General features: G+C 55.9%; 9 protein-coding genes. 5 read left to right on the top strand and 4 right to left on the bottom strand.

Translation table 11 applies throughout. From position 1 onward, the window contains the following. Positions 1 to 58 precede the first annotated feature (58 nt). Complete coding sequence (locus KP22_RS18995; protein WP_039307841.1) at positions 59 to 988, top strand: LysR family transcriptional regulator; 930 nt, start codon at positions 59 to 61, stop codon at positions 986 to 988. On the opposite strand, the gene KP22_RS19000 is transcribed toward KP22_RS18995, so the two are convergent. The 4 genes from KP22_RS19000 to KP22_RS19015 form a co-directional block, all read right to left on the bottom strand. Next, on the bottom strand, positions 975 to 1,703 hold the full coding sequence (locus KP22_RS19000; protein ID WP_039307839.1) for a DUF6250 domain-containing protein: 729 nt from the start codon (positions 1,701 to 1,703) through the stop codon (positions 975 to 977). The two genes, KP22_RS18995 and KP22_RS19000, sit on opposite strands and share 14 nt — an antisense overlap. Continuing rightward, a complete protein-coding gene (locus KP22_RS19005; RefSeq protein WP_039307836.1) occupies positions 1,703 to 4,477 on the bottom strand; it encodes an exo-rhamnogalacturonan lyase family protein in 2,775 nt (924 codons plus the stop codon). Before KP22_RS19005 ends, KP22_RS19000 begins: the two co-directional genes overlap by 1 nt. 4 nt (positions 4,478 to 4,481) lie before the next feature. Next, positions 4,482 to 6,752 (bottom strand): TonB-dependent receptor, encoded by a 2,271-nt coding sequence (locus KP22_RS19010; RefSeq protein WP_039307833.1) that lies wholly within the window; start codon positions 6,750 to 6,752, stop codon positions 4,482 to 4,484. Positions 6,753 to 6,837: 85 nt separating this feature from the next. Further along, entirely contained in the window at positions 6,838 to 7,845 is a 1,008-nt protein-coding gene (locus tag KP22_RS19015) for an ABC transporter substrate-binding protein (RefSeq protein ID WP_039325800.1), read from the bottom strand. Between the two features lie 444 nt (positions 7,846 to 8,289). On the opposite strand from KP22_RS19015, the gene KP22_RS19020 reads away from it, so the two are divergent. Genes KP22_RS19020 through KP22_RS19035 form a run of 4 tightly spaced genes read left to right on the top strand, consistent with a single transcriptional unit; the run spans position 8,290 to position 11,926 of the window. After that, positions 8,290 to 9,165: an energy transducer TonB gene (locus KP22_RS19020; RefSeq protein ID WP_039325801.1), complete on the top strand. Its 876-nt coding sequence runs from the start codon at positions 8,290 to 8,292 to the stop codon at positions 9,163 to 9,165. A gap of 10 nt (positions 9,166 to 9,175) precedes the next feature. Continuing rightward, positions 9,176 to 9,892: a MotA/TolQ/ExbB proton channel family protein gene (locus KP22_RS19025; protein WP_039307825.1), complete on the top strand. Its 717-nt coding sequence runs from the start codon at positions 9,176 to 9,178 to the stop codon at positions 9,890 to 9,892. A gap of 1 nt (position 9,893) precedes the next feature. Then, a complete protein-coding gene (locus KP22_RS19030; RefSeq protein WP_039307823.1) occupies positions 9,894 to 10,295 on the top strand; it encodes an ExbD/TolR family protein in 402 nt (133 codons plus the stop codon). A 20-nt stretch (positions 10,296 to 10,315) separates the two neighbouring features. Next, a complete protein-coding gene (locus KP22_RS19035; RefSeq protein WP_039325802.1) occupies positions 10,316 to 11,926 on the top strand; it encodes an ABC transporter permease in 1,611 nt (536 codons plus the stop codon). Positions 11,927 to 11,938: the final 12 nt, after the last annotated feature.

Raw genomic sequence — 11,938 nt, forward strand, 5'->3', positions numbered from 1 at the left:
TGACCAGACCTGCTAGCCTGAAAATTCCTTCCGTCCTGATGACACACCCATTGCCGCCATGAATATCGATCTTCGCCAACTGCGCCATTTTATTGCCCTGATTGAGCATCGCAATTTTACGTCGGCGGCACAGGCGATGAAGCTGTCCCAATCCGCTTTCAGCCGCAGTATCCAGTCGCTGGAGCAGACCGTCGGCACCCGCCTGATCGATCGTATGAACCAGTTAGAACCGACGCCGAAAGGGCTGGTGGTGCTGGAGCATGCACGCCGTTTGATTAATCAGACACACGATCTGTTTAACGATATTCAGCAGTTCAATGAGAAAGAAGCGGGCGAAGTGAATTTTGGCTGTGGTCCGGCACCCGCCGCCTGGCTGATGCCGCAGGTGATCGGGGCTTTCTCCCGGCTGTACCCTAAGGTGCGGATGGTCTTTCGCGTTGATAACTGGCAGGCACTGGGCCATCGGCTCATGGCCGAAGAACTGGATTTCATCGTGGCGGACATGCGTAACTTTGAATTCGATACCCGCTATCGGGTCCAGCCGCTGAGCCAGCATCGCTGGGGATTTTGCTGTCGTAGCGGGCACCCGCTGGCGGCGCAGGAAGAGATTACCGTCGAGCAGTTCTTTTCCTATCCGCTGGCAGCAACGATTCGTCCACCCAACCTGCACCGTGCACTGGTGCAACTGAGCGGTAAGCTGGATATTCGCACCAGTATTGAGTGTGAAAATGGCTATAGCCTGTTGGACGTGGTGCGCCATTCGGATGCTATTGGGACGACCAATCATTTCAATGAGCCTGATAGGCACGGCATTCATATGTTGAAGATTGCGGGTCTGGACGACAACACCGACGAATTTTATACCCATTACGGCATCATTTATCTGGCGGACGCCCGTCTGTCTCTGCTGGCGCGTAAGCTGATCGACACCTTCGTGCAGGTCGATGGTGACCTGCACGGTGCGCCTGCGTCGCCTACAGCGGAGTGATGCTGAACTCGCTGATTTTCTGACGTGAAAATACCGTCCGAAAGCCGAAATAGCCCGGAGCAGGCGTGTTCGGATAGCTCGCGTGGAAATAAAGCACATCATCAACCCAGAAACGCGTTTCCCGTCGATCGACTTCAATCACGATACGATAGCGATGATTAGGACGTAGCAGATGCGCGGCATCGGTGTATTCGCCAAGCAGCAGGCGCTCTCCGTAACCGTCGTAATAGCGAAAGCGCGTGGTGCTGTTCCAGTTGCCGCCCATGCCGACATAATACAAGTTTAGGCTGTCATAGTCGTTGAGCTTACCGTGCCGGGTAAACAGGTTTGGGTGATGCAGGTCGCGTGCAGCCCAGAACTGATTGAGGTCGGACACACGGTCATAAGGCCGATCCGCGACCTGAATCTCTCGTGTGAAGGCGATGCGATAAGTGCCCGAGAGCGGGGCATCCAGCCAGAGCGTTAGCCCAGCGGCGCTCTCCAACGTCAGATGTTCAGGCGTGGTCTGGATTGCCGTGCGCTCAGGATCTTCCTGCTCCACCTGCCAGCGTAGCGGTTGACCAGTGGAATCCGTGGACCAGATAAGCGCCGAACGGTGCGGGGAATCGATAATGTCACGCGTGTCGTTTACCTGCGGTGAGAGGAGGAGTGTGTTTTCAGTACAGCTTGGGTCAATCATGATGATGTCCTGTAACGTGCCGTCGGGTGGCGGCATTAAGAAGAAGGAGGAATGTCATCCAACACGGCTAATAGGGCGATGGCGGTTAATCCCCACTGGGCAACGGCGTTGGTCGCCAGATTGGATGCCGTGGTGCTGCCTGAATGTTTATCAATGGTGGAGTCAATCACCGGCTCGTTGATCGGAGAGAGCACTTCAGGGGGCATCAGGTGTCGTTGCGTGAGCGTCGGGTTGGCAATGCCGCCGCTACCTGCCGTAAATTCTGCCCACGCGCGCTGCGCCAGCGTATGGTCATTCAACTGCCGTGCGGCAAAGGCGGTCAATCGGGCATGGCCTTGAGCCAGATTGAGTTTTTTCACCGTTTTACCTACTTCTGCACTTAATGCGGCTGGATCGTTATACAGCCGACAGTAGTCGAGCCACGCGCGCGTAAAGGCGGGATCGGGCAGCACCTCAACCAGCTCGCTACAGATTTCAGTCAGACCAAAAACTGCACTCAAATGTGAGATTTCCACCTGATCCGCAGGAGCGGGAAGAAATTTGCCGGTATCGGGATTGATGGCGGCGCTGCCCGTGAAAAAACCGTGCGGCTGGGCGGCCAGCGTCTGCATGCTGTTGAGCAAGCGTTCACGCATCGCTGGGTTGCCGTGACGTTCCCAGGCCGTGAGCCACGCGGCAGAGACGGCACCCCAGTCGGTGCCGAAACCCAGACTGATATGGTTTGGGTTATCGGGATGCGTCTGGCCGATTTTGCGGCTCGGTAGCACCGTGCCTAGCGTGCGCAGCGCCTCAACTTGTTCATCCATCAGTTCACCGATGCGTTCATCGGCGGTGAGGTAGTAGAGAAAACGGCGGTTGGCGACGGTAGAAATACGCAGCTGTTTGGCGCTATCGCCCCAGTGGCGGACATTGTGTCGAGATCCTAACGGACTAAAGCGTCCCAAATGGTGCACGTCGACCTCACCGGTGTGGCGTGTCATGGCTTCCGCCATACGAAACACCTCGGCGCGCCCGCTGTGCAGGAAGTAATACCAGAGCCACAGATCGGTACTCAGCTCCGAGTTATCCCACGCGTAGCCGCCCACGTCATAACGCCAGACGTGACGGTCACTGTCATAGGTATGCATGACGTCACCGAAATCCCAGAAGCCATACCATTTTCGCTGCTCGACCTCCTGCTGGTAGGCGTCGAAATATGCCCCCAACTGCTTCTCCAGACTGGTTCGTGCAGGTGTGGCGGCGGAGGCGGGAGCCCACATCGATCCAAACGCCTGTGCGTGGTATAAATCCTGTGCATCTGCCACCAGCAGTGGCGGTTGTTGCATACGTCGTGCCCGATTCACCAAGTTTTCCGCGTCGGGCGTCGCGGGCAGTACATCAATAAACAGTTCGCTGGTGCGTGCTACGCCGACCGCCGAGCCGAAGCCCGGTTCATAGTCCTCATAGGTGATCGCCAGACCTTCGCGCTGTTTGTCATGGGTATCCTGACCCAGCCCGTCATGATAAAAGCGCATATCCATCGGTTCCGCCCACGGCGACCACAGCCACAGCGTGACGGTCGCCACTTCGGTGTGAGCATTTTCGATTTCCAGACAGGCGGGGTAACTCTGCCAGAAATTGCGCAGGCCGAACGCTACGCCGCCTTTCGGCGTGCCGAGATAGCCGACGCCTGCCGCCCGTTCGCCCGTGGCGGAAAGTAGCCAACCCTGTCCGGCCTCGGTGCGTTTGTGGATCTGGAAACCGTCGGGATGGTGCTGAGTCAGGCGGTAGCTGCCAAACGCGGGGATGTAATCCAGCCGTTTGCCGACCTCCGGTGAAAAATCTGCGATCGGTGGCGTGGCCTGTCCGGCCAACTGTGCCGCGATAACGGTTGCACCGGGATCGCGACGTAGTCCGCTCAGGCCGCGTACCGCCTCACGAAAGATCCCGCCCTGATCCGAGACGAAACGTACATGGCGATCGTGCAGTTCCCCCTGTAATGGAATATCGAACGCTAACCCAAGCCCTTTCAGGCTGAGCTGCTCGTCATCGTTGTCATAGATCAGAGTGTGCACCACGCGTAGCGAGTCGGTATTCGCATAGCTATACAGCCGAATAATAAAGGGGATGCGCTTAGCCCTCTGCTGCTGCGTATGATGCGTGCCGCGTAGCGCAATCACCGTGCGCTGCGGCCCACTTTGCTCCACCGTAACTGTCTCGATCTCGCCCTGATACGTGTCCTGCGCCACTGTACTGTCCGTCTCCGCACCGCGCTGCATGCGCAATACCAGCCTGCCGTTGGTTAACGCCAGACGGTTATCCCGCCAGATTTCGTCGATCAGGCGGGAGCCTGATCGTGGAATCACGCAGCGAATATGGCCAGTATCGACTGTCCAGCCGCGATCGTGCTGGCTAACCATCCCGACGTCCGATGGCGCGCCCGCTTTGGCTGTTGGCCGCAGAATGAGTTTGTCTTCCGGCGGTGTGTCGCCGCTCAGAGCATGTGCCGACCATTTAATCGAACCGTCCGGCCAACGCGCTAGCGGCCAGCTTTGCAGGTCGTAAACCTGCTGCTGGGTGCCGTGTAACTGGAAGTTGCTATCGCTGCGCACTGCCCCCTGCGGCCAGGGTACGCCCCAGGTGACGCCACTGAAGGCGTGAGGCACCTGTCCGTCCAGCCAGCGCAGGCTGACCTGCGGTACGGTATCGCTAGCTTGGTTGGAGGCCGCTGTAAGAGATGCGGCGACCGCAGGTTTCCAGAACGGTGCCGACAGCGCGAGTAGCGTACTGTCGCGCAGGAAACGTCGGCGTGAGTAGGCCATCTTGTTCATGACATCAGCCCTTGAAATCGTAGCCGACTGAGATCCCGACCATGCGCGGTTCGCCAATCACGCCCGTTGTGGCGCTGGAACCTCTGACGGAGCGGTAATAGTTTTTATCCAGCGCGTTTTTCACCCACAGCGACACGTTCCAGCGGTTGTCACCTTGCTTGCCGCTCAGTCCGCTAGACAGATTCAGGACGCCATACGAGGGAATACGGTTGCTCTCGGAATCATCGAGCGTGCCGTAGGCCCAGCTCCGCCATGACCATTGACCGGAAACCGAGGCTTGCAGGTTATTTGGCGTATCCCATTGATAGCGCACGCGCGTGTTGTAGCTCAGCGTGGGGGATTTAAAGACGCGTTTTCCCGACATATCACATGAGACGGCGGAGATTTCTGCCGGGCAGCGGGCGTTAGGGAAGTTCAGGTAGCTGGTATCCAGAACAGTACCGGCGAGACTGATACTCAGGCCATCAACGGGGCGCAGCGTTAACTGCGTTTCGCCGCCGCGCGAGCGGAATTTCCCGGCGTTAATCAGATAGCTGGTATCCGTTTCTTCGTCATAGGCGTTGTTCTGGAAATCTTCGACGACGCTCCAGAACAGCGCGGTATTCCATTCCACTTTGCGCTGTAGCCAGTGGGTTTTGACCCCCAACTCTGCCGAACGGGTTTTCTCTGGATCGACGTACAGCGAGTCGATCCCCAGTTGCCTTGCGGCCCCGGATGACACGTTCAGGCCGCCGGATTTTTCCCCGTAGCCTAACGTGACGTAAGGCGTGACATTTGGTGCAGCGAACCAGTTCAGACTGACGGAGCCAGAAGGCAGGCGGTTGGTTTGCGAGAGTGGGCCAGAGGTAAAGTTTGCGCGGTTCCTGCGGATAAACGTTCCCTCTTTTTTCTCATAGGTCTGCCGCAGACCGACAATCACATCCAGTTTGTCAGCAGCATGCCAGGTTCCGCGGCCATAGACGGAGTAAACGGTATCCTCCAATGTGCCAAAGCGCTGCACATTAATGCCCTGATAGCCATTCCCTACCCACGTCCGTACGCGGTTGTCGTTGTAGTAACGACTGTTTGCCTCGGTATCGAGGTTCTCTCCCCAGTAATCGACGCCCAGTGAATAATCGAATTTATTGCCTTTGGGTGAGTCCAGCCAAAAGCTTTGCGACCAGACGCGATCGCGCACGTCAGCGCCGCTGTCGTGATAGAGCGGAATATTCCAGTTATCCGCTGTGCTGGGTAACACACGGAAATAGCGCAGTGATGACAGTGAATTGACGCTATAACCGCTCTTTAGTTTCCAGTTGGCTTCTACCGAGCCTCCGCCTTGTGCAACGCGAATCACGTTTTCGTCATCCATCGCGACCTGACGACCCCCGACGACCTTGAGGCCAGTCTGTTCCGCGCGGGTGCGGAAAGCGTCGGTTGCACTCACCAGAACTGAAACGGGACGCTGGGTGGAATCGCTGTAGTCGCCAGTAATTCGTAGGCTAAAACTGTCATTGGGCTGATACAGCAACTGGCCGCGCACACCGTTATTGGTGCTGCCTCCGAGCTTATGGCCGTTTTCGATATTCGTGACGTTTCCGCCGCGTTCGGTTCGGGACAGATTGATGCGTCCCGCCCAGTGGTCGCTGAGCGGCCCAGAGGCCATCAGTTTGGATTGCAGATAGCCACGCTGTCCGAACGATTGCTCCAATGAATATTCGGGCGTGAAGGTGGGTTTGCGGGTGCGAATGTCAATCGCGCCGCCGGTGGTATTAAAGCCGTAGGCGGCACCCTGCGGGCCTTTCAACACGCGAGTGCTGTCGATATCCAGTAAATCGTTAGAGATGACGCCGGGGCGGGATAAGTAGACGCCATCGACAAACAGCCCCACGCTGCCTGGCATACCGATGTTGGTGCCGCTTTCTCCGCCGTCGCCAATCCCACGGATGGTCACGGTGGTATCCATCACATCGACGGTATCGACATCCAGCCCTGTCACGAGCTGTGACAGATCTTCAAAGCGGTATATCCGCTCTTCTTCGAGCGTTTTGCCGTCGATTACCGATGCCAGTGTGGTCGGCGGTTGAGCAGTCGCACGCTGAGCGTTCACTTTCACGCGTTTCAACTGAACGGGGGCGGCAGTTGTTGCCTCGGTTCGTGAAACATTATCCGTGGTGATTTGCGTATCGGCTGCTCGCGCTATAGCAGGAAGCGTTAAGACGCAGCTCATTAAAATGCCCGACGTTATTTTGCGTTGGTGTTTTTTTAAATACTGCTGGTGTTTTTTAAAATACATAGCTTCTTCCGAATGTCGTCAATACGCTGCCGATTGCCGTGAATGTCACGGCAATACGTGGGTTATAATATTTGGGGGGAATAAATTACTGTGTTGCTTTTAGATAAGAATCATCCAGCCATTTATCGACATCAACAGGTTGCCGAATAAGGCGTGATTCATAGGCTAATGTGACGGCGCGTTTTAATTTTTCTACGAAGGCGGGATCCAATTCAGGTGAAAGACGCTCGGTTAATGGCGGCAATGTATCCCATTCGACGCGTAATATATTTTCCGGATAACCCGACTGGGTGGCTAAGAGTTGAATAAATTCATCTTTATTTTTATCGTCGCTAGCCCAGTTTGCCGCTTCTCGTTGAACTTTGACTAAGCGGCGGAGAATATCTTCGTTGCCTTTGGCAAATTTCTCATCCACCAACAGGAAGCCGCTTAGCTGGCCCGCACCGTTCAAATCGCGGCTGGATAGCGGAATGTCTGCCAGCCCTTTATCCCGTAGTGAAAGCGTATTGCTGCCGCCCCAAGTGGCATCAATCTGTCCGGCAGCTAAAGCCGCGCTGGCCGCTGCGAAATCGAGATTGATCAGCTTAACGTCAGAGGGCTTCAGACCCTGAGAATCGAGCGCGCTGACGAAGGAAAGCTCGCCCGCCGTTCCACGAAAGAGCCCGATGCGTTTGCCTTTCAGATCGGGGATTTTCTCAATGCCGGAGCTTTTCGCCACCGCCAGATAGTGATTGATACCGCGTGATGCCACGGCGATCACGCGGGTATCCAGACCGCGCGAACGGCCAATAATACTGGCTAAATCCCCCAGATAGGCCACGTCGACCTGATGGTTACCAAAGGCTTCGTTGATGACGGGGCCTGCGCCTTTGATGAACGTCCAACGTACGCTGATCCCATCTTTACTAAACTCGCGTTCCAGTAGCTTCTGACTGTGGATGACGTCAAGCAGGCCGCCGCCGCTGGGCTTTGTGCCCGCGCCAATGTCTGGCGCGGCAATACGAATTTCAGTGATCGCGGAGGTGATGCCTGACCAGGCCATCCCCATTGCCAATAAGCTGGTTACTAACCATTTTCGTCCTGATGTCGTCATTATTTTACCCGCCAGTAATGAAATTGATGAATAGGAATTGTGCTATTGCGCCTGTTTCGAACGGCGTCATATCGTGTGCAGCACCACATTTAAAGGCTTGGCAATAAACTGACTAATACAAAAAAAGCATTATTATTTTGAGTAAATAGCTAAGTCAGTATTCATCGTCTATTTCATCAATATGCAGTAAACGAAAAAAAACTATTCCAACTATGCATTAGCCTGGTGGCAATTTTTACCTTTAGTGTGGAAGTCGATTATTAACGCTATCGTCTTATCAAATAAATAAAGATTGAAATGAATATCGATATGCAGATACATACGTTGACTTTATTAAATAGTCGGGAAGAATCGATTATCAAAACGTTATTTCAGGCGACATAGTCATTGACACCTGCAACGTGAAATAGAGCGCTAAAGATATATTGTCAGGAGCAACCCATCATGACGGAATTACTCTATGCGGGAGCCGTGCCGATACCCCGGCCTTATTCACCGGAACCAGCGCCGCATGCTAGCCGAGTTAGTGGTGCGGCGCAGCAGCGCTTACCGCATCTGAAGACGACGCCCTCGTCCCGACCGGAGCGCTGGCTGGCGGTGGTAGCGACGCTGTTATTGCACGCCGGGGTGCTGGCATTGTTCAACGCCGCGTCGCCGCCGCCCGTTACGGTGCCTGCTCGGCCGCAGCCCGTCAGCGTTGAGCTGGTTTCTATGGTGGCGGAGCCTGTGCAGCAAGAGGTTGTTCCGGTTGCCGAACCTGAGGTGCCAACGCCGCAACGGGTAGAAGAACCAACGATAACCGAGCCGCAGGTGGATGAAAATGCATTGCTGCCCCCGGTTCCGGAAAAAAAAGTACTGGAAAAAAAAGTGCCGGAGAAAAAACCTGAACCAGTACCGAAAAAGACGCCGGTGAAAAAGAGCACTCCCGCGCCTAAATCGACGGCGCAGCCCCAGAAAGAAACTGCATCGGCAACGACACCGATAGCCCCCGCTCCTGTGGCGAAAAATGCAGTCGCGCAGCCCGTTGACGCACCGTTGACACCGCCGTTCGCCAATGCCGATTACCTGCATAATCCCGCACCGTCTTATCCCGACGTGGCGATTAGCCGTGGTTATGAGGGCACCGTGCTGTTGAACGTGCAGGTACGTGCCGACGGTAAGGTACAAACCATTCGGATTCATCAATCAAGCGGCTATCCGTCACTTGATGAGGCCGCCAGAGATACGGTGCTGCGCTGGTCTTTTGTTCCGGCGCGTCGCGGCAGTCAGCCGGTTAGCGGCTGGGTCGTTGTTCCTGTCGATTTTTCGCTGAACTCATGAGGTATTGGTTATGACGCTTGGACACATTGAACTCTTTTCTGCGGAAGGCGCGGTGATCCTGTTGCTACTGCTGTTTTCTCTCGTCACCTGGGGGCTGGGGCTACTGAAATTCGTCCAATATGGGCGTGCGCAGCGGCGCGATCGACGCTTTCGCGCGGCTTTCTGGCAGCAAGATGACGTCAGCCAGACGCCAGAAACCAGCGCAAAACAGCCCGGTTCACTCGCTAATCTGGCGCTGGCTGCGGTCAAAGCGCCGGAGCGAATCAGCGGGCAGCTTGCCCTGAATATTCATCTGCCCGATCGGGTTGAGCGCGCGCTGCAACAGCAGATTCAGCGTGAGCGCCGTACGTTGGAAAGCGGGCTGGCGGTTCTGGCCAGTATTGGCAGCACGTCACCGTTTATCGGTCTGTTTGGTACCGTCTGGGGCATTATGGCAGCGTTGCAGGAGATCGGTCTTTCTGGTTCTGCCAGTCTCGACACTGTCGCAGGGCCGATTGGCAATGCGCTGATAGCGACCGGAATAGGGATTGCTGTCGCGGTTCCTGCGGTGCTGATCTACAACTACTTTTTGCGTCGTCTCAAGCTGGCCGTCGCGGATATGGATGACTTTGCGCATGATGTCTACAGCGTAATGCAGGCGAACGATTTTCATGTCAGTACGTTTCACCCCGGTGAGGAACCCTCGTCCGCTGCTTTCTCCGTGAAGAACCTGAGAGAGGTGGTCTGAGATGGCGTTTACCTCGCGTAATGATGACGATGTGATGAGTGAAATGAATATCACACCGCTCGTGGATGTCATGCTGGTATTGCTGGTGGTGTTCATTGTCACCGCGCCGATGCTGACCAATGCCATTCCTATTCAGCTACCAAAAACGGCGGCAGTAGCCCCGGCCGACCGCACTGATCCAATCGTTATTAGCATTGATGGTGAGCAGCGCCTCTTCATCAATAAAGAAAATCTGGCGCGGGAACAACTGGTACCACGTCTGCAACAGGCTAAAGCAGGTAATGCGGATCTGGTTGTGCAGGTGCAGGCGGATAACGAAGCGAATTACGGTGATGTTGCTGCGCTGCTGGCCGATGTCGAGCAGGCGGGGATTACCCGTCTCTCCCTGCTGACGCAAAAATAACACTGCGGATACCGACGATCATGATGCCCAAATCTCCGCTGCGGATACGTTCTGCTCCTGATACCTCTCTGACCGCCGTTGCGTTGTCGGAGGGATATTCTGCGCTAGCCATTCCACTGATCGTGTCGCTCGTCGTGCCGCTGCTGGTACTTGCTAGCTGGTGGCTTGCGAGTTGGCATGGATGGATGTCTGAACAGATCCTGCCTTCGCCGCTGGCGGTGGTGAATAGTGCACGAGATTTTATTCCTGAAGAGCTGATTCACCAGTTACCCATCAGCCTGATGCGGCTGGTGATTGGTTTCAGCGGCGGCATTGTGCTGGGTCTGGTATTGGGCAGTCTATTCGGTCTGAATCGACGGTTGAATACGCTGTTTATGCCGCTATTTACCGTCATCGCGCAGATCCCGACGTTAGCCTGGATCCCGCTTTTGATGCTGTCACTGGGGATCGGGGAAGCGCTGAAATTGGTGGTGCTGGTGAAATCGGTCACGGTGCCGGTGACGCTCTACACGTGCGCCGGTATTCAACAGACGCCACAAAAATTGCACGAAATGGCGCGTAGCCTGCGTCTATCACCGGCTGCCTTCCTGCGCTATCTGATTCTGCCTGCGATGTTGCCTTATGTGATGACGGGCGTTCGGCTGGCGTTTTCTACCGGATGGGTCGCCTTGATTGCGGTTGAGCTGTTGGCATCCAGCGAAGGGCTGGGCTATCTGTTGGTACAAAGCCGCCAGCTGTTCATGTTGGATTTTGTATTCGTCTGCATTCTGATCATCGGAATATTGGGGTTTGCCGGGGAACGTGTGCTGCTGAAGCTGGAGCGTCGCTGGATTCACTGGCCTGCACCGGTGCTCGGGCGCGATAGCCTGAGTTATGCACTGCCGAGCCTGTCGTTGACGCCTTGGTTAGCGCCATTGATATTGGTTGCCCTGTGGCAGATAAGCAGTGCGCGAGAGTGGGTGAACGTGGCTTTTCTTCCCGCGCCGAGTAGCGTGATTGACGCGCTCTGGGCGGGGGGGATTCAGGGAGGGCTGTGGGCCGATCTCAATGCCAGTCTGCTGCGTGCGCTACAGGGTTTTATGCTGGGGAGTGCGATCGGTGTACTGGTCGGTGCGTTGCTCGGCGGCTGGCGCATCGCCGACAGGCTGTTTAATCCAGCGTTGTCCGCGTTGCGCTGCGTGGCGCTATTTTCCTGGCTACCGCTGATCACGGCCTGGTTTGGTTTAGGCGAGAGCGCGAAAATCGTATTTATCGCTGTGGCTGCATTCTTTCCCGTCATGCTGGCGACCCGTCAGGGAATCGCCCAGCTTCCACCCGCGTTATTGGAAGTGGCACAGGTTCTGCGTTTAACACCAGTACAGACGCTCCGCACGCTGATATTGCCCAGCGTGTTACCGCCGATGTTTTCCGGCCTGCGACTCGCGTTGATGCATGCGTGGACGGGAGCGATTGGCGCCGAGTATTTCATGCCGTCGGGAGAGGGATTGGGCGGCATGATGATTCGCGCACAACAACTGCTTGAATCCGATCGCATCATGGCCGGTGTGGTGCTGATTGCGGTGGTGGCCGCACTATTTTCCCGGTTGATTACCTTGTCTGAACGGCGGCTGACCCGCTGGCGCTTTGCATGACGGCTAACGGAG

The organism is Pectobacterium betavasculorum (genome assembly GCF_000749845.1).
In the GTDB taxonomy this organism is placed as follows: domain Bacteria; phylum Pseudomonadota; class Gammaproteobacteria; order Enterobacterales; family Enterobacteriaceae; genus Pectobacterium; species Pectobacterium betavasculorum.